This is a genomic window from Chryseobacterium sp. P1-3 (genome assembly GCF_000738495.1).
GTDB classification, from domain to species: Bacteria; Bacteroidota; Bacteroidia; order Flavobacteriales; family Weeksellaceae; genus Chryseobacterium; species Chryseobacterium gallinarum.
This window is the reverse complement of sequence record NZ_JPEQ01000006.1, coordinates 1-17701: the sequence shown is the minus strand read 5'-3', so window position 1 is coordinate 17701 and position 17701 is coordinate 1. Positions and strand designations below refer to the sequence as shown.

Here is a 17701-nt window from a genome sequence, read left to right as displayed (position 1 = left end):
CTAAAGCCAGAAGGATTCTTTTTTAATAAACGGGCTAAAGCCCGTTTCTATTGATATACAATGACTTTTTTTTAACTTCTTAGTTTACTTCATATTCCAGTTTTATCGTAATACTGGCTTCTTTTTCTTTCGATGAAGTATTGAAGGTTCCTCCGTAAGAATAGTCTTCATTTGAATTGGGTGCTGTAATCTGGATCACGCCCATTGTTGCCTTTTTGAGGTTTCCAAGGCTGCTTCCCGAGTTTTGCGCAATTTTCTCTGCGCGCTCTTTTGCATCTTTCGTAGCACTGGCAATCATCTCCTGCTTTACAGTAGCCAGCTTAGTATAAAAGTAAGAAGGGGATGATGAAGTAAATTCTATTCCCCGATTGATAATTTCGGTAATATTCCGGGAAAGGTTTTCGATTAAAGCAACATCTTTACTTTCAATAGAAACTTTCTGGGTAAGGTTGTATCCTGAAAATTCACCCTGCACGTAATTGCCGTTAGCATCATTATAGCTTCTGAACTGCTTTTGAATATCTACGGATGAAAATACAATTTCATTTTGCTTTATCTTTTTGGAAAGCAGATAGTCGTTAATAACTTTCCGATCTAATGCGAGCTCATCATAGGCTGATTTCAGGTCAATATTATTTTTAGAAAAACTTCCGGACCAGGTAATCAGATCCGAGGTAAACTGTTTTGTTCCTAAACCTGTAACGGAAATTGTATTTTCTGATTTATTCCTGTTTTTGATAGCATTGCCCAAAAAACCGAGACCTATGACAAAGCCTAAAGCTGCTATTGCTACTGCAATAATATTTTTATTCATAGAATTTGTGGATTTGATTGATTTCAATTGTAAAGCATCAATTACTATTCCAAAATTTTAAGATTTTTTAACATTACTTCCCTTGGCCATTCTATCAAGGTAAAGCGGGATAGTTTCTTCCAGCCTGAGCAAAACGCCCGATAGATTCCTGGCTTTTACATAAGTTCTTACCTGAGGCTTAGCTCCAAATGAAAATTCAATAAATTCCGAAATCCGGTCGGCCGGAATTCCTGCTTTTGTAAAATATTCGTCTTCTACCCTGTTTCGGATCCAGGCGATATGTTCCTGCAAATCATCATATCTGTATAATCTCTTCTGCCGCCGGGCTTTTCCACTGATAAGGTCGTATACTCCCTGTACATTCAGGTTTCCCAAAAGGATAGGTAATAAGACCTGTTTTACTTCTGCCGGCTTTTCTCTCATCTTTCCCACAGGTTGTGGCAGCCCAACTGCATTTCTTACCAATTCTCCCTTATCTGTTTTTGCAACTATTCTGGAATCTTCATTCAAATCCCCGGTTAGCTTTTTTACAATTTTCACTTCCCCGATTTCTTTGGGAATCTGGAAAAGAGTAATCAATAATGGAGAATTAATTCCATCTGTAAGGACTCTGCGGGAGACCCTTCTGAAATCTTCTTTTACAAATCTCAATTCATCATTGGCGGAAGCTTCAATAGAAAACTCACCCTGTGAGTTGGAATATACCTTTTTATCTGTAGCCATATTGATAATTGTTACGGCACTTAAACTTTCTCCATTATCATCAATAGTTCTCCCCGTAACTATTTGCTGGGAAAATAAACAATTGCAAATAAAAACCAGGAAAAAAAACATTTTCCCTTCATATGCATTTCTGATATTTTTGATCACGTCCGGCTTTCTTAATTAAAGTTTTAATATACCCAATTACATTCCAATCTTATTGGTTTTACGATATTCAGCGAAGGCTTCTTTAATTTCAGCTTCTACAACGGATTTATTAAAATCTTTTCTGTATTTTCTGGCCAGCTGCTTTGTATCGTCAGCATACATCAGAAATGCATCAATCTCATCCTCTCCCATTCCGTACTTCCTTAGAAAATCAAAATTAATTTCTTTTCTTATCCTTGTCATAAAAGATCCGTGTTTCATTATAAGTAGGTTTTGTAATTTTAGGTTTTGTAGCTTTTTTTAAATAATCCCGCCGCTGCGCTTAATACACCCATAACATCTACCTGCCCCGCATTGAAATCAAGCCCCCTAAAAGTTTTCGAGATCGATCGATCGGGCAATGGGGCATTCAACGGGCTTTTCATATATATCTCCAGGTCTGATTTAAGGCCGGAAATCTTCCTTGATCCATTAAGGTTCCTGCTATCCCTTTCCAGGTTTCCCGTGGGTTTATAGGCAATTTTCACTTCCGGGATTTCTATTTCGTTTTTTTTAAGAATAATAAGTAAGGGTGTATTGAAATCTTCTTTCGAAATCTTCTTGTCTGAGCGATAATAACCTTCTTTTACAAATCGTATTTCATCTTTCTCTTCCGCATCTATAATAAACTTTCCGGAAGCATCACTAAATACGCTTTGCTGTTTGGAAACATTTAGGACCAAGACAGGATTGATATTGATATTGCTGTTATCGGTAATGATTCCCGTTATTTTTTGCTGTGAAAATACTGCAGTCGATATTAGGAATACAGCAGTACATAAGCTTTGTTTACTATACGTTTTCATTCCGCTTATCTTTGAGTCTGAGGAGCCCTGTAAGAAGAGATTCTTGTCAGTACAAAACGCTGAAATCTATTCAGATCCGCATCGCTGCAAAATCCATATTTCAATATTTTTTTTCTTTCAAATCCGCCGGCAAAAACGTAATAAATAAAGTGATCAATCTGTGGCTTTTCTATTTTAAGATCGGTAAAATATTCATCCCCCAGGCTTGCCCGCAAATATTTCATCAGGTCTACATCATCCCATTTATCTTTCACTTTTCCAATAGAAAATCCTTGTCCTTTCGGCTGTACAAATTCTCCTGGTCTTGCTGCCAGTACCCGGGGATCTGTTTTTTGTACAATATACCGGTCGATTTCTTTAGTAAGCTTTTCCACTTTTCTGGAGGGCCCGAAATTTCTGGAATCTATTTTTAAATTACCAGTAATTCCTTGTTTTACTGCAACTTCAGGAATCTGAATAGTTCCTCTTACAAGGGTTATATTCAATGGAGATTGTACGTTTTCCGGGGTAACTTTTTTCATCAAACGGTCATAACCTGCTTTTACAAAACGGAGTTCATCTCCTGCCCTGCCGGAAATCATAAAATGGCCATCCCTGTTGGACATTGTCATTTCGTCGGTTCTGATATTGATCACGGTAACATCCTGCATTTCGGCTCCGTCTTCGGAAGTTACCTTACCAAAAATATAACTTTGGGCTTGGGCTGATGTACAAAAAATAAGGAATAAAAAAAAGAATAGTTTAAGTTTCACAGGTTATTTTTTATAAAACAAAGCTAAAATTATTTTTAATGTTCACCAGAAGTTTAACCACAGTTAACGCCTTTTAGTATTTCTTTTTGATTTTTGCATTGAAAACTGTTAAATAGCCGGATATAATTGTTAAATTTTCTTTTAAATTTTAGCTAACTTGCAGTCTCAATTCCACTTTTAACAATGCAAAATTCTTATACAGTCATCAACGCATCCGCAGGATCAGGAAAAACTTATGCCCTGGTTCAGAGACTTCTGATGATCTGTCTCCGGTATCCTAATCAGCAACAGTCGATCAGGAATATTCTCGCCCTGACTTTTACCAATAAAGCAGCCAATGAGATGAAGGAAAGAATTTTGTCCTGGCTGGGGAATTTCTCTGCTAATAATTTTGCAGAAAATGCAGATCTTAAAAATATTCAGAAAGCGTTTGAAGATCAGGGTTTGAAAATCACCATTGACGAGCTTCACATTCGTTCTAAAAAGCTGCTGGATTATATTCTCCATAATTATTCCACCTTGAACATCGGAACCATTGACCGTTTTAATTCAAGATTGGTAAGAAGCTTTTCCTATGAATTGGGCCTAGCCAAAAATTTTAATCTTGAAATAGAAGCTGAACCGTTTCTGATAGAGGCTGTGGATAAAATGCTGGACCAGATTGGTGAGAACGAAACCATTTCCAATTCTTTCATGGACTATGTAGATTATAGCCTTGAAAACAATGAAAGGATTAACCTCAACAAAAACCTTTATGATTCTGCAAAGGAATTTGTAAAAGATATTCATTATGAACATCTGAAAAACAACAATAGTTTTGATGATACCCATTATGAAAATATAAAAAATACTCTCCGTAAAGAGATTATTCTCCATAAGAAACAGTCTGCAGAACTTGCTGTAAAATCTGTAGATCTATTCAAATCCAGAAATATTGAGATTGAAGATTTTGCCCAGGGAAAAAACGGGATCGGAGGCTTCTTCATCAAAGTTATTGATTTTTACCAGCAAAAGAGGCCCGCTTTCCCCTTCCCTACTACCCAGGAAGAATCCGTAGTTAATAATTACAAAAAAGGCGCGTCTTCAAAATCAAAACATAAAGAGTCTGAAATTCTGGAAATTCTGGACCAGCTTCTGGAGAACAGGATGCAGCTGATTCTCTGGCATATTGAAACGCAAAAAAAAGAAAAAGTTTTATCTGCCCTACTTCCACTGAAGGTAAACAAAGACATTCAGGACGAACTCAAAAAAATTGAGATAGAGAATGACCTGGTTCTTCTTTCAAAGTTTAATATCCTGATTAATGAAAACCTTAAAAATGAGCCTTCTGCATTTATCTACGAAAAAGTAGGAGCGCAATTCCTGCATTACTTCTTCGATGAGTTCCAGGATACTTCGGAATTGCAGTGGCAGAATTTTGTTCCCTTAAGGGATCACAGTGTCTCTACAGAATATACTTCCTTTACTTTAGTGGGTGATCCTAAGCAAAGTATTTACAGATTCCGGGGAGGCGAAAGCAAGCTGATGCTGGATATTATCAATAAAAAAGAATTTTCTCCCAAAGAAGCTGATCTGCTTGTGTTGAAAGACAACTGGAGAAGTGCCAGGAATATTGTTCAATTCAATAACGAACTTTACCGTTTTCATTCTGAAGGACTGGAAGAAGAGCACCGGAATATTTTTGGAACTGATGCTGAACAAAATCCGAAATCAGGGATTGAAGGGAGAGTAAAAATAAACCTCATCGAAAATCTCACCAACGAAGAATTCTATGATGATACATCGGAAAGAATGAGAAAAGATATTCAGGAATGCCTGGATAATGGCTTTAAGTTCTCTGACATTACGATTCTTTGCCGCGGAAATTTTTGATATTTTCAGTTATTCCCAAAAGCTGGGAAACTTAAAAGTGACCTACCGCGGAGAGGAAACCAATATCAGAACCATTTCTGATAAAGGACTTACCCTGGAACTTTCCAATACCTTAAAAGCAGTTATTGAATTTCTGAGATGGGAAATTAACCCTAAGAACAAGCCGTGCCTGATCATGATGATGTATTATCTGAATGCACTGGGTAAAATTCATATGGCGGATTTTACACTGGAAATGAAGGAAATCTTAGATATTCAAGGGCATGAGGAAACTCTTCAGTTTATTGAACAAAAATATTCGCTTCAGCTTAAGCAGGATAATTTCCCGAGATTCAATCTTTATAATTTTGTAGAATATTATATCAATGAATTTTCTGTAGAGAATAAGGAAACCGATTTTCTTTTAAACTTCCTGGAAATGCTTTTTAATTTTACCCAAAATGCAGGCGCAAGCACAAAAGAATTCCTGAAATACTGGGATGAGGAAGCGTCGTCCTATACGATCCAGGCATCGGAAAATATTGATGCTATCCAGATTATGACTATTCATAAGTCTAAAGGACTGGAGTTCCCAATCGTTTTTATTCCCATGATGAACAAAAACCGGGACAATGAGTTTACCAACTGGTTTGATACTCATGAAAATGAGGCATTAAAATCTGTGAATATTAACCAGTTCAGTAAAAATCTTGAGGCTTATGATGAAGAAATACAGGCATTCAACAAGAAAAACGCCTATAAAAACCTGATCGACAGGCTATGTCTTCAGTATGTTGCCACCACAAGGCCTGTTGAACAGTTATTTTTCTACCTCCAAAAACCTAACAAAACTTCTAATAATCTTGAACTGCTTGATTTTTTAAAAACCAGGAATACAAATGATGCAGATGAGTTTGACTTGTATGAAGTACGTCCGGAAATACTGAAAAAACATTCAAAAAATAAAAATTCACCTTTTCAAACACAAAATATCCACAATCTCAAAAATATCAACGAAAAGAGTACTTCAATAAAGATTGCCACGCCATCTAAAAATTACCAGGTCCGGAACGAAAAAGTAAGAATCGGGCTTTTCGTCCATGAGCTTTTATCCAAAATCAATACAGAAAAAGATATTGCCAGGGTTTTGGAAGGCTATGTTCTGGAAGGTCAGATCACCCTGGAAGAAAAAGATGAGATTCAGGGAACTTTACAGGAAATTGTACGGACCTACGCTGAGTTTTTTGATGAAAAATGGGAAGTGATCAATGAGCGGGATATTATGATCTCAATGAATGGAGAGAGTCATATTTCCAGACCCGACCGTATTTTAAAAAGTGAAGACGGATATATCATTGTTGATTTTAAAACAGGGGAGCAGAAAACCAGGGACGAAGCCCAGATCGAAGGATATAAAAACATCCTGGAAAGTTTGGGAAGAAAGGTCCTTAAAACCCAGATTATTTACCTTTAATCCTGTAGGATTGTCGTAGAATTACGACATCAAATCGTAAAACTACGACAAAAATTGAAAGTTACCTTTAAAAATTTTTACAGTTAAGTAAAGAAATATACATTTGTAATACAATTACTAAAGCATATTATATTAATTAACCATAAAATTTACAATCATGGCAGGAAACTCAAGAGGAATTTTAAAATTCAACGGAGGTGAAGGTCAAAAACTGTTAAACCTTCATTACAGTGTATCAAGATCTACCGATGTATCCGGACGTGTAGCATCGGATCCATCTAATGCATTGATTAAAATAACCGTGGAAGCTACTGAAAAAGCTGATATTTTGGAAAGCTTATTAAACGGGAAATACAAACCTACCACAGGAGAGGTTACCTTTAACAAATCCCATGAAGAAGGAACACTGATTACTTTAAGCTGGGAAAACGGATATGTCATTCAGCATGAAGTAGATTTCGATGCTGTTGACAGTAATAGTATGCTGATCACATTCATTGTGAGTGCAGAAATTATCCGTTACGGAGGCTCCGAGTATAACGGTCTGTGGCCTACTCCTTAATCTTGTCTATCAAAAAAATAAACATGATCATCCTTATTTTTAAGGATGGTCTTTTTGTCTCTTTATTATCCTGTAAATAAAAAGTTCGTTCTATGACATGTACCATATTTCCAGATACAGAAAGTCGTACTTCTACTACAATTTTTAAAATTTAACAGTTTATATAGACAAATAATCCAAAACATTTCTAATTTTAGTGACTTAACCACAAAAAAAATGCGATGAAAAATAAGACGACCAATGCAGATAAAATTGCTGAAAACCATATTGCAGGTATCCAGCGTGTGGTAAAGCTGGATATTGTTATTGAAGGTAAAATCATCAAGCACTTCAAACATTTCCGTTTACAACAAAGCATACGGACACACCATAATTTCGAACTTACCCTGGCCCATGACAGTCTTGGGGACACACAGGATCATAATCTGGAAGAGGCACAACAGTTTTTAGGAAAACGCTTAACTGTTGTTTTCAAATATAAGGATGCCGAAAATGAAAGCCCTGAAAGGACGTTTGTGGGCTTTATCACACAGGTAGCCTTCAGCCAGGAAAAGGCCAGTCTGGGGAATATTGTATTGAAAGGGAAAAGCCCAACAATTCTGATGGATTCAGCACCGCATACCCAAAGTTTCGGAGGCAGCCAGGCAGTTAATACTTCCATTATTGCAGATAGGGTCATTAAAGAAACCCTGGGCTCAGGTAAATACGATTATAAAGTAGATACTAAAAATGCAAGTTATATCAACTATAGCGCCCAATACAAAGAAACTCATTATAATTATCTTGCCAGATTGGCTGAAACCTATGGAGAGCAATTTTATTATGATGGTGAAGTTCTTCATTTTGGAAAGCTTCCGCCGGGAGAACAGCCTATCCGGCTTACCTATGGGAGTAATGTAAGTGATATTTGTATTGAGCTCAAGGCTGTTCATACCAAACCCGAGTTTTTTGGGTACAACAGCAGTAAAAATGAAAAGTTATTAAGCTCTACCGCCAATATTAAACATCTCGGCCAGCTTGCTTCAAAAGCATATGAGCTGAATGACGGTATTTATAAAACCAGAGCTTTAAACCCATCTCCTGTGAATGCCAACATGTCTTTAAATGTAGATGATGCCCAGAAAAGTGCTGCAGGAAGTGCTGCCGTAGAAGTTTTTACGGTTTCAGGAAATACAACAGTTCCTTTTCTTCATCCCGGCTGTATTGCAGACATTGAAATGAGAAAGCCCAACAGTAACCAGACATCTTATTTCACCAAGCTTATGATTACGGAAGTCTCCCATGAAGTGAATACCCGCGGATATTATACCGGATCATTTGAAGCCATTGCAGAAGGAACGGGATATATTCCTACCCCTGAATTTGTAGCTCCTCAGGCTGAGCCTCAGATCGCAACAGTAATTTCCAATACCGATCCTTTAAACCAGGGACGTATACAGGTACAATTTGACTGGCAGCTGCATGATACCACTCATTTTATAAGGGTGATGAGCCCTGATGCAGGAGGTACTGATGCCATTACCCAGAACAGGGGGTTTGTTGCTATTCCGGAAGTAGGTGACCAGGTCATGGTAGGTTTTGAATATCATCACCCTGATTTTCCTTTTGCCATGGGAGGAATGTTCCATGGAGCGGTAGCTTTAGGTGGTGGTGTTAATAACCATATCAAGTCTATCCAGACCCGAAGCGGAAATAAAGTAATCTTCAATGATGCTGAAGGCAGTATTTATATTGAAGATCCGAGTGGAAATACCTACTTCATGGATGGAAAAGGAAATATTACCGTCAATGCTCCGAAAGACATGACGTTTACGGCAGGTAATAATATTAAAATGACAGCAGGCCGCGATATCACCTCCATCGCCGGAAACAGTATGTACTCGACCGCCAATGTGAATATCGTTTCCAATGCCGGGGTAAATATGATAGACACCGCAGGGAAAGACCTTATGCAAAGTGCCACCGGAAATATCCATGAATCCTCTGATATGCGGACGGAAATTTCTGAAAATGAAAGAAACATCCAGGCTAAGAAAAGTGATTCATATGCCGAAAAAGTGACAGTAGTAAGCACCAAAGAGAATATGGTTTTACAAAGTGAAAAAACCGTAAAATCTCAAAGCGGAGAACAAGGGAATTCCCATTAAAAAATCATGAGAAACCTTGTTGTTATGGTATTCTTTACTTTGGCATCTTACAATATTGCGGATTATATCAGCCCCCCGGTCACGGAAGACAAACACCGGTATATGCCGGTGGGAAATCTAATGAAATCGATCATCTGTGGTTTTATATCTGCAGTTGTAGCTTTTCTTGTATCGGTAAAAGCATTGAAACAAAGAAAAAAGAATAAATATCCATTTGACAGACCTTTAAGGTAACAACTTATAAAATTACAGTCATGGCTATTATAAAAAAACGCAAAAAATATCAACATACAGGTTGCCAACCATTATACCTCACTCAGCAAGATCTCTCATGAGGAAGCTCAGCAGGTGATTATTGAAGCGACCAAGCAAAACCTTGAGCTTTCCAGCCAGAAAAGGACAATAATGCAGGGGTTTGGGAAAGGAGAAGCTTTAACAGATGATGAGTCCGATGGAAAAATAACAAAAATGTATTGGACATATGGCGATAAAAAAACTCCTTTAACAGATTCTTCTAAGTTTTATGTGGATATGAACCTTATTGTAGAAACTGAAGGTTACAAAGACGGAGAAACCGTAGAAGTAGCCATTAAAGCTGAAGATGGGGAGCCAATAGCAGAAGGTATTGATGAACTTACCCTTACCGGAACTGTAGAAAAAGGACAGGTTATATTCAAAGAACCGCTAAAGGCTTATACTTTAACGATAATGGATGATAAAGAAGACTCTTAAAATACAGACTATGAATATAGAAAAATTGATTCCTATTATATTAGAACAGCGAAGAAGTTTTGTTGCACAGTCTGGTAGCCAGACAACAAAACCTGTACAGGTGAAGAGACCAAGTTGGGCGGATATGATTAAAAACTATCCCAATACTTCTGTGAAAACTATCCCCTTATATAATGAGATTGGAAACGGACTTACAGATTTATTTAATAAAGCACCTGATGATTGGGAAAATACTTGTTCATTTAGAATGAGCAAGGGGCTAAATTATAGTGGCTTTAAATTACCTTATAATAATGCTAAGTATAGAGCTAAAGGAGCAAAAGGAGGTGTACATATTGGAAAAGATAAGCTCAATTATTGGTATAGAGTAAAAGAACTAGGAAAATATCTTGAAGAGCATTTAGGTACTCCTGAATTTGACGAAAAATTAAAAAAAGTAGGATTAGGACAAATTAAAATAGGCTTATCAAAAGATAAATGGGACAGTTTGTATAAAATCAAAGGTATTATTATGTTTAAAGTATCAGGATGGGGAAAACGCCTCGGGCCATTTCACTTTATGGGATGGTAAAAATTTAATATATCCAGGCGAAAGTGTGCACGACGATCCTAATAGTGAATATTATTATTTTCATATGAAATATGAACAAAACGGCAAGGTAATACAAACAGATGAAATAAAAGTATGGGAGCTAAAATAGATATATTAAGATTGTCATTGATATTAGTATTATTGTTTTCGATAAATTTATCAGCACAGTATAAAATAACTGAAATAAAAAAGTATGCATTTAACAGGTGCCTTCAATATAACTATTCAAAAATGGACTCAACATTTTATGATGTTTATAAAGATGCTTCAGGAGTACAATATTCAGTTAATGGTAAATTTATCGAGAATGAAGATTTGAAAAATAAAATCAATGATTATGTAATTGCAAAAACAAAAGGCTATTATTCAAAAAAGAATAACCTTCATTTTGAGTCGGGTGAAAAAAATACCATTACGTACGATTGTTTTATTTTTTATGAATCGAAAGAATTAGACTCATTTATAAAGAAAGTTATTGGGATAAATAACAGGAAAAAGATAAACTAAAATAGAACTGTTTATAGTTAAAAATCACAATGAAAAATAATTTAATTCTTTTCGTAATTATGTTATTCTCTCATTTATTTAATACGCAGAATAGAACATACTCTCTCTATGATGGGAAGGAATTAAATCAGTTATCCATTACTAATAAAGAGATAAAATTCAATAATAAAGATAGAGCTGTCATCTACACTGTGGAAAAACAAAATCCTGAAACATTGAAAGTTAACAATGATAGCTTCTCCTTTTCTATTTCTTTCGAAAAGGAAAATATAATTAAGATATTACCTTTTAATCTCTTGATTGAAACGAATTCGGATCTTTATAAATATTTAAAAAGAAAGTATTTTAAATAAAAATGAAATTCAAAAGTTAGGGTTACTATTTTATCCCGTCAACAGATTTTATGATGATTGTTGTTTATACTTCAACCATGACATTTTTATAAAAGACTGGGATCAGGATATGTATTCTACAAAGTTTAAAATATTTTCTATTGAAGAATTAAATGAAAAAAAAGTAACAATGAGAGGAGTATATCAATACAAAGGAGATACCCTGGATAAGATTAATTATTATAGAGATGCTGAAGGAAGCTTATTTGAATTTTATAGTGAAAAATTAACAAATCCAACTGCTAAGTACAATCAATATACCTTCAAATATTATCCTTCAAATGAAAAATATATATTGACAGGCAAGCATTTTAGAAATAAAAATAGCCGAGTTATGAAAGCAGTTTTTAACTATGAAAATATGGCTGACACCAGTAAATCGAACACTAAAACATTAAATTACCCTTATCCTAAAGTTAAGATAAATTAATTTAAAAGCAAATAAAAAAAGCAGCTTAGAAATAGAAGAGTATAAACGACAATGAAACAATCTGGTATTCTCTTTTTGATTATTCTTTTTAATTATTGTTTTTCTCAAGAAAAACATGAAACAATAAGCATTAAAGAGGAATACACCCCTTTAAAAACATATGAAAATGATAAAATTGTAAAAAATGATCGTAAAAAGGAAGTCCTTTCATATGTTTATAAGATCAGCGCAGGAAAAGATACTGTTAAATATTATAATGATACTTATACTCCAATAGATAAAACAATCCCAATAACCTTTATCTTAAAAAATGATAAAAAAAATGATAATCTAATTCTGCTTATTAATGAAGAAGAAAAAGACTCGGACAGTATGATCATTAAGTTTACAGATCAATTTCAAATGATTAGCATCAATCAAAATGACAATTATCAACTGAATCCGATTTATTATTCTGAACTTAAAAATAGTATCTATATTAACAAGAATATATTAGACTTAACGGATTTATTAGATGACAACTTAGGAGATTATCCGTATCAATTGAGATATTTAAACAGGATTTCTTCTTATAAAAAAATATAAAAATCAGGATTTTAAAATAATAAAAGCCACGGTAAAAACGAGCAGAACACAATCTGATGAACAAGACACATGGAATGTAATTTATAAGTATGATAAAAGCAATATTCTCCAATCTGTTGCAAAAACTTCGACTGATGGGGAGATTTCTTTTGAAAAAAAAATTATTATCGAAAAAAAATACAGAATATAAATTTAAAGTTCACAATAATGTTGAAAGCAGATATGAAGATAATGACGAAATAACTTTTGATGTTAACAAAAACACTTATTCTAGGATGCAAAGCCATTTTCAATTTGGATTAGTGAAGGAAGAAACATCCCAATTAAAAACGATATTGTTCAGGAAGGAATAATACTGATGCAGCCGGAAAAATAATTAAAATTTATTAGATAAGCTTATAGAGAAAACAACTTCTGATTATTATAAAATGGGAATTACGGAAAATATCGAGGATAGTAAAGCCAATTATATTTTTTGGTATTGTATGGATTTTTATGAATCCAAAGAATTAGATGCTTATATAAAAAAAAACTTACTGGAATGAAAAACAGTAAAAAAGTAATCTTTTTATTACAGTAGAACAAATAATGACATTGTTATAAAGCATGATGCAGCTGGGAAAAGATAGACAATATTATTATGATTAAAAAACAACTCAGATTAGAAAAAAAAACATCATGGCTATTATAAAAGACGCAAAAAATATCAACATACAGGTTGCCAACCATTATACCTCACTCAGCAAGATTTCTCATGAGGAATCTGAAGAAGTGATCATTGAGGCGACTAAGCAAAATCTTGAGCTCTCCAGCCAGAAGAGGGCCATTATGCAGGGATTTGGGAGAGAAGGAGCAATAAGCAATGATGATAATGCCGATGAGAGTTCAAAAGATGAAGGACCAATCATAACAATAACAAATCAAAAAGTAGGATGGGGCTACATTAAATTAATTGGAGCAGACGATAGAAAATTAAAAGGAAATTATATAACCATAGGAATACCCTTATACAAAATGTTAGTTACACACTCAACTGATAAAACATTTAAATTAGAAACCATGGTATCAAGGGACTCTTGGATTGTAAACAGAATTGAAGGGAAATATGCAGAAATATATAATTGTGCATTTGAGCCTAAAGACAATAATGAATATGAGGGAGTCTTTATTGATGTATACCCTCATCATAATGATACTGCAGCGTATAAATTGGAACAAAATAATTCTGAGACTCTTCACTCTGAAGAACGATTTAATGACAGAAAAGAAAAAAGTTTTTTTCTGCAAAGAGTATAATGATACATGTAGGCGGCTTCTATCATAATGAAAAAGATCCAACTTATGATAATAAACCACGTATAAGAGCAGGAGGGTCATTGGGATGTTTTGGAATTACAAACAAAGACAATTCATCTAAAAGTCCATCTGATAATGAGACTAAAAATATTATTAATAAAATTAGAGAAAAGTCAGATGATGATAAAATATTTGGATACTCAAAAGTTAAAATAATCATTGAAAAAAGAAAAGATGTTGAAAGAATTAAAAAAGTTATCCTTCCTTATTAGCAGCTTTTTAGCACTGGTAAGTTGTACACAGAAAAAGGTTTTAATAGTTAGAGGAGAACCTATAGATAGTTCGACATCTAAAGTATATGCTCCGGATTGTTATATAAAAAATTTTAATCAGGAAATATTGATTAGAGAAGGTTTTTTATATAAGAATAATGTGCTAGAAAAATATATCACTCCTCAAACTGAGAGTATTTTAATTGATAATATTAAAAAAAATGGAAATAGCAACGAAACAGAACCGTATAAAAAAACTTGAATTAGAAAAAATAAACAATAATAAAATAAAATTATTTAATGAAACACACGACATTTTACGTAAAAGCGGAGATACTCTTTTCCTTTCTCAGAATATAATCATTATAGAGTCACCAAAGAATATTGAATAAATTCATACAAGTGTTGTCCCGAAAGTTTGATTATTGGAGAACCTCCGATAAGGATTAAAGATTATGAAAAATTTAATAATTTTATTTACAATATTCGTGGCATGTATTCAAAACAAGTCGGAAGACTTTCAATTGACAGCTTTATCTCCGGTGACCTATGAGTTTAAGGCTGGAGAAAATAAAAATAGGATCGACTATTTTTATGCAGAAGGAAATTTATCATACAACACAGCGATGTATGAAAAACTGAAAAAGGCAATTGATGACAAAACAGCATCTGTACCTATAAAAGGTTATCATTTGTATTCAATATACGTATATAAACAAACTGATGTTATCAATAAACAGTATAAAGGCGGAAAGGAAGGTTTAGACGGACACAACGCAGATCTTCTCGCTTATGTAAGATACAGCGGAGGAAAACCTGATATTTTTTATATCACCGAAAACGGCAATGTGATCTATGATATGCTTTCCGGAAAAGAAGAAAATTTTGAATTTGATCAATAAAAAAACAATAACAACATGGCAGCTCCAGGAGTAGAATTCGGCACAAAGACCCCTATTTCGAGAAAAGGAATAGAGCCCACACAAGTTAAAAGTATCAAACTGATTTCCGATCTGGATGATGGTGCAGCTAATGATAGTACCAGAACCATTAAGGAAAAAAGTGGTATTGTGTTCGGTAAAACTTATACTTTCAAAGTAGAATCATATACTAATGGAGATCCAAAGGACGTAAACCTGGTAAAATGGGCTGTAAGTTACACAGATAGAGAAACTGGAAAACTGTATGAGAACGTCCTGAAAGATGTCTCTACTGGAGATGAAATCAACATCACATTTAATGATGCCAATGGTTGCGGAAATAATCTGGAAATCAAGGCTTATATTAATGATGTTGACAATGAAGGTAAACTCACTGTTTTTAAGCATAACAGATTCAGATTTTTTGATAGAAAGACGCTAAAAACTGAAATTCAACAAAGGATAAATACTGGTAAAGATATAGATCAGGGACAAAGTTCAATGTGTGCTATAGCCTTGATCGGACACTTTATGGCTATTCAGAATCCTACAGAATATGAGAAAGTTATTCTTGATTTACATCGTAAAGGGGAAGCCATCATTACTTCTACCCAATACAAAATTAAACTGGATAGTGATGATCATTTGATAGAAATGAAAGATTCGGATGTCAAATATCCTAAGAATAGCTATGGAGGTAAAATGTCATATGCCGACTACATCTATTTATTCTCAATCAAAGATTTTTTGAACGGAATCTTCGATTATGATCCTGATGGTCCTGGTGCCGGAGGGTTTGTAGAAGGAGGTACAGGTCTTACGTTCCCTAACGAAGTGGAAAAAATGATGAAAAATATTCTGGGGTATAAAGATGTGAAAAACGAGACTAACCTCATCACCAGTAAATGGGCGAATGCAAAAGATTCGGCTAATGAACTTTCTCAACTCTTGGCAGACGGGTATAGTATAGGCTTACTTATTACTGCTGAAAATTTTCAGCATAATAATAAGGCAACATTCTCAATTCCTAATCACTGGGTAGGGCTTAAAACAATTACAATTGATGAGCAAGGAGGTAAAATAATACTTACTTTGTTCACTTGGGGGGATATTAATAAAGTATGGACTGTCTTATATGATCCTTTCGAAGATGGATATTTTGGATTTGTAGCCGGAAAATAATTAACAAATAACTTTAAAACTATGCTAAAGAATTTTATAATTAGAAACTGGAAAAGCATTTTTAATATTCAGTTTATAATTTTTATAACTTTTATCCTCCTAACCTTTATTTATTATTGGGATAAACCAGCACACCAGTATTTCAACAAAACTCCGTATATATTGAATGTTCAGAGTCTATTTTCTCTGATAATGACCTACCTTTTTATATTTTTTATTATTATCGTAGTCATCTACCCCATTCTTTTCATTTTACAATTAATTGGAATTCGCGGTGAAAAGGAAACTGGTAAAATAAAAAAATTAATCCTGCTGTTATTTTTATATATATTAAGTATAATCTCAGTTTTTGCATTATTTACCATTCATAATTCTCAAGCCATTAAAGCCATAAACTAATTAATATGACCTCTTCAGTTTCCGACATATTCCCAACATCTACCTACACCGTACAGGATAAATGTACGGTAAAGTTCGGCCAGGAGCAGCATCAGGCACAGCTCTCTTATACCCTGTATGTAGAACCGGGGAAAAAGGATACCGGTGAAATTTTGATCAACAGGTCCAATTTAAAAGTGAACAATCAAAAAATAGACACCAAATTTCTTGAAGTATCCAATAATTATATGGAAGCCCTTTTTCCTTTAGTCTGTAAAATAAACAAATATCAATTTTCTATAGAAAACATTGAGGAGATCAGAAACCGTATCCGGAAAGCCGATGTTGCTATTCATGATCTCTATAACGGGGAAGCAATAGACCACATCAGTACTCATTTCTTTACTGCAACCCAGACTGATGAAAAGCTTACTTCTTTCATCAGGCAACTCCATTTTATGAAGGTCCTGGAATATGGATTGCAAAAATTCAATCCTAAAAAACAGTATGAAACATCCTGGAAAGTCCTGCCTGTCGGAACTACAGAATGGAAAGGAAATATTCAATATCAAAAAGATAAAAATATATTGTCTTTTGAGCCTAAAATCGACAATGCCCAGGATATCATGAATGATATTATCCGATACATCCATAAACATGATTATTACGTCAGTTTTGACGAAGAAAGCCTTCCACTCTATGCAGATTTTCAGAACACCATCAATTACACGGGTAAAACCGGAAGAATAAAAGAAGCAGAAGTCAGTGTCTGTATAGAAGCAGAGGATAAATTTTATTACCTGCAAACAATCACCATAGAAACAAAATAAGAATATGTCAGCACCCATCCCATATACGGTTCAGAGCGGAGAAACGCTGCAGGATATCGCCAGGAAACTGGGTATCAAAGACTGGACGAAACTCAAAGATTATCATAATGCCAATTCCGGAACGAAGGTTGGCAATACTCCCTATACAGGGTTTTCCCTGATGACCCCTCCGCCTGACGAGGTTTACGCCCTTAATGGTGAAACACCACCTCCTGATCCCGAAGAAGAACAAAAAACAGCAGAGCAGAAACAGGAAGAGGAAAAGAAGAA

Annotated in this window: 23 protein-coding genes; 18 read left to right on the top strand and 5 right to left on the bottom strand. The window is 34.5% G+C overall.

What is annotated here, in order from left to right:
- Positions 1-79 precede the first annotated feature (79 nt).
- Genes HX13_RS08160 through HX13_RS08145 form a run of 5 tightly spaced genes read right to left on the bottom strand, consistent with a single transcriptional unit; the run spans position 80 to position 3281 of the window.
- On the bottom strand, positions 80-814 hold the full coding sequence (locus HX13_RS08160; protein ID WP_050020682.1) for an SIMPL domain-containing protein: 735 nt from the start codon (positions 812-814) through the stop codon (positions 80-82).
- 57 nt (positions 815-871) lie between these two features.
- Positions 872-1684 carry a carboxypeptidase regulatory-like domain-containing protein gene (locus HX13_RS08155; RefSeq protein ID WP_238555172.1) on the bottom strand — a complete coding sequence of 271 codons (813 nt, stop codon included), beginning with the start codon at positions 1682-1684 and terminating at the stop codon, positions 872-874.
- Between the two features lie 36 nt (positions 1685-1720).
- Positions 1721-1945, bottom strand: coding sequence for a hypothetical protein (locus tag HX13_RS23840; protein WP_238555171.1), 225 nt, complete (start codon positions 1943-1945; stop codon positions 1721-1723).
- Between the two features lie 20 nt (positions 1946-1965).
- A complete protein-coding gene (locus tag HX13_RS08150) occupies positions 1966-2529 on the bottom strand; it encodes a hypothetical protein (RefSeq protein ID WP_238555170.1) in 564 nt (187 codons plus the stop codon).
- A gap of 5 nt (positions 2530-2534) precedes the next feature.
- Positions 2535-3281, bottom strand: coding sequence for a carboxypeptidase-like regulatory domain-containing protein (locus tag HX13_RS08145; RefSeq protein WP_050020681.1), 747 nt, complete (start codon positions 3279-3281; stop codon positions 2535-2537).
- Between the two features lie 183 nt (positions 3282-3464).
- On the opposite strand from HX13_RS08145, the gene HX13_RS26300 reads away from it, so the two are divergent.
- From HX13_RS26300 to HX13_RS08050, 18 genes are all read left to right on the top strand, one after another.
- Entirely contained in the window at positions 3465-5153 is a 1689-nt protein-coding gene (locus tag HX13_RS26300; RefSeq protein WP_410493115.1) for a UvrD-helicase domain-containing protein, read from the top strand.
- Complete coding sequence (locus HX13_RS26295; RefSeq protein WP_410493114.1) at positions 5104-6606, top strand: 3'-5' exonuclease; 1503 nt, start codon at positions 5104-5106, stop codon at positions 6604-6606. Before HX13_RS26300 ends, HX13_RS26295 begins: the two co-directional genes overlap by 50 nt.
- A gap of 157 nt (positions 6607-6763) precedes the next feature.
- A complete protein-coding gene (gene tssD / locus HX13_RS08135) occupies positions 6764-7168 on the top strand; it encodes a type VI secretion system tube protein TssD (protein WP_174441953.1) in 405 nt (134 codons plus the stop codon).
- A gap of 221 nt (positions 7169-7389) precedes the next feature.
- Positions 7390-9315, top strand: coding sequence for a type VI secretion system Vgr family protein (locus tag HX13_RS08130; protein ID WP_050020679.1), 1926 nt, complete (start codon positions 7390-7392; stop codon positions 9313-9315).
- Between the two features lie 6 nt (positions 9316-9321).
- Positions 9322-9549, top strand: a complete 228-nt coding sequence (locus HX13_RS08125; protein WP_050020678.1) for a hypothetical protein — start codon at positions 9322-9324, stop codon at positions 9547-9549.
- Between the two features lie 114 nt (positions 9550-9663).
- Positions 9664-10047 carry a hypothetical protein gene (locus tag HX13_RS08120; RefSeq protein WP_050020677.1) on the top strand — a complete coding sequence of 128 codons (384 nt, stop codon included), beginning with the start codon at positions 9664-9666 and terminating at the stop codon, positions 10045-10047.
- Between the two features lie 10 nt (positions 10048-10057).
- Complete coding sequence (locus tag HX13_RS08115; protein ID WP_202962912.1) at positions 10058-10618, top strand: T6SS effector amidase Tae4 family protein; 561 nt, start codon at positions 10058-10060, stop codon at positions 10616-10618.
- Positions 10619-10732: 114 nt separating this feature from the next.
- Positions 10733-11146, top strand: coding sequence for a hypothetical protein (locus HX13_RS08110; protein WP_128572277.1), 414 nt, complete (start codon positions 10733-10735; stop codon positions 11144-11146).
- Positions 11147-11608: 462 nt separating this feature from the next.
- Positions 11609-11968: a hypothetical protein gene (locus HX13_RS08100; RefSeq protein ID WP_050020674.1), complete on the top strand. Its 360-nt coding sequence runs from the start codon at positions 11609-11611 to the stop codon at positions 11966-11968.
- Positions 11969-12019: 51 nt separating this feature from the next.
- Positions 12020-12553 (top strand): hypothetical protein, encoded by a 534-nt coding sequence (locus HX13_RS08095; RefSeq protein WP_050020673.1) that lies wholly within the window; start codon positions 12020-12022, stop codon positions 12551-12553.
- Between the two features lie 134 nt (positions 12554-12687).
- Positions 12688-12906, top strand: coding sequence for a hypothetical protein (locus HX13_RS08090; protein ID WP_050020672.1), 219 nt, complete (start codon positions 12688-12690; stop codon positions 12904-12906).
- A 325-nt stretch (positions 12907-13231) separates the two neighbouring features.
- On the top strand, positions 13232-13849 hold the full coding sequence (locus tag HX13_RS08085; RefSeq protein WP_050020671.1) for a hypothetical protein: 618 nt from the start codon (positions 13232-13234) through the stop codon (positions 13847-13849).
- On the top strand, positions 13849-14121 hold the full coding sequence (locus HX13_RS08080) for a hypothetical protein (protein ID WP_050020670.1): 273 nt from the start codon (positions 13849-13851) through the stop codon (positions 14119-14121). The genes HX13_RS08085 and HX13_RS08080 overlap by 1 nt, the downstream gene beginning before the upstream one ends.
- Positions 14084-14383 carry a hypothetical protein gene (locus HX13_RS08075; RefSeq protein ID WP_050020669.1) on the top strand — a complete coding sequence of 100 codons (300 nt, stop codon included), beginning with the start codon at positions 14084-14086 and terminating at the stop codon, positions 14381-14383. Before HX13_RS08080 ends, HX13_RS08075 begins: the two co-directional genes overlap by 38 nt.
- A 193-nt stretch (positions 14384-14576) precedes the next feature.
- Entirely contained in the window at positions 14577-15023 is a 447-nt protein-coding gene (locus tag HX13_RS08070; RefSeq protein ID WP_050020668.1) for a hypothetical protein, read from the top strand.
- A 15-nt stretch (positions 15024-15038) separates the two neighbouring features.
- On the top strand, positions 15039-16223 hold the full coding sequence (locus HX13_RS08065; RefSeq protein WP_050020667.1) for a hypothetical protein: 1185 nt from the start codon (positions 15039-15041) through the stop codon (positions 16221-16223).
- Between the two features lie 404 nt (positions 16224-16627).
- Positions 16628-17431 (top strand): hypothetical protein, encoded by an 804-nt coding sequence (locus HX13_RS08055; RefSeq protein WP_050020665.1) that lies wholly within the window; start codon positions 16628-16630, stop codon positions 17429-17431.
- Positions 17432-17435: 4 nt separating this feature from the next.
- Positions 17436-17701 (top strand): LysM peptidoglycan-binding domain-containing protein (locus HX13_RS08050; RefSeq protein ID WP_157837422.1); only part of this gene is annotated, 266 nt, incomplete at its 3' end.

Bases quoted from the DNA above. Each gene is read 5' to 3' on its own strand.
- tssD (WP_174441953.1), top strand. From the start codon at position 6,764: ATGGCAGGAAACTCAAGAGGAATTTTAAAATTCAACGGAGGTGAAGGT.
- HX13_RS08070 (WP_050020668.1), top strand. From the start codon at position 14,577: ATGAAAAATTTAATAATTTTATTTACAATATTCGTGGCATGTATTCAA.
- HX13_RS08125 (WP_050020678.1), top strand. From the start codon at position 9,322: ATGAGAAACCTTGTTGTTATGGTATTCTTTACTTTGGCATCTTACAAT.
- HX13_RS08075 (WP_050020669.1), top strand. From the start codon at position 14,084: ATGTTGAAAGAATTAAAAAAGTTATCCTTCCTTATTAGCAGCTTTTTA.
- HX13_RS08160 (WP_050020682.1), bottom strand. From the start codon at position 814: ATGAATAAAAATATTATTGCAGTAGCAATAGCAGCTTTAGGCTTTGTC.
- HX13_RS23840 (WP_238555171.1), bottom strand. From the start codon at position 1,945: ATGAAACACGGATCTTTTATGACAAGGATAAGAAAAGAAATTAATTTT.
- HX13_RS08150 (WP_238555170.1), bottom strand. From the start codon at position 2,529: ATGAAAACGTATAGTAAACAAAGCTTATGTACTGCTGTATTCCTAATA.
- HX13_RS08080 (WP_050020670.1), top strand. From the start codon at position 13,849: ATGATACATGTAGGCGGCTTCTATCATAATGAAAAAGATCCAACTTAT.
- HX13_RS26295 (WP_410493114.1), top strand. From the start codon at position 5,104: ATGGCTTTAAGTTCTCTGACATTACGATTCTTTGCCGCGGAAATTTTT.
- HX13_RS08130 (WP_050020679.1), top strand. From the start codon at position 7,390: ATGAAAAATAAGACGACCAATGCAGATAAAATTGCTGAAAACCATATT.
- HX13_RS08085 (WP_050020671.1), top strand. From the start codon at position 13,232: ATGGCTATTATAAAAGACGCAAAAAATATCAACATACAGGTTGCCAAC.
- HX13_RS08100 (WP_050020674.1), top strand. From the start codon at position 11,609: ATGTATTCTACAAAGTTTAAAATATTTTCTATTGAAGAATTAAATGAA.
- HX13_RS08090 (WP_050020672.1), top strand. From the start codon at position 12,688: ATGGGGAGATTTCTTTTGAAAAAAAAATTATTATCGAAAAAAAATACA.
- HX13_RS08055 (WP_050020665.1), top strand. From the start codon at position 16,628: ATGACCTCTTCAGTTTCCGACATATTCCCAACATCTACCTACACCGTA.
- HX13_RS08095 (WP_050020673.1), top strand. From the start codon at position 12,020: ATGAAACAATCTGGTATTCTCTTTTTGATTATTCTTTTTAATTATTGT.
- HX13_RS08115 (WP_202962912.1), top strand. From the start codon at position 10,058: ATGAATATAGAAAAATTGATTCCTATTATATTAGAACAGCGAAGAAGT.
- HX13_RS26300 (WP_410493115.1), top strand. From the start codon at position 3,465: ATGCAAAATTCTTATACAGTCATCAACGCATCCGCAGGATCAGGAAAA.
- HX13_RS08110 (WP_128572277.1), top strand. From the start codon at position 10,733: ATGGGAGCTAAAATAGATATATTAAGATTGTCATTGATATTAGTATTA.
- HX13_RS08065 (WP_050020667.1), top strand. From the start codon at position 15,039: ATGGCAGCTCCAGGAGTAGAATTCGGCACAAAGACCCCTATTTCGAGA.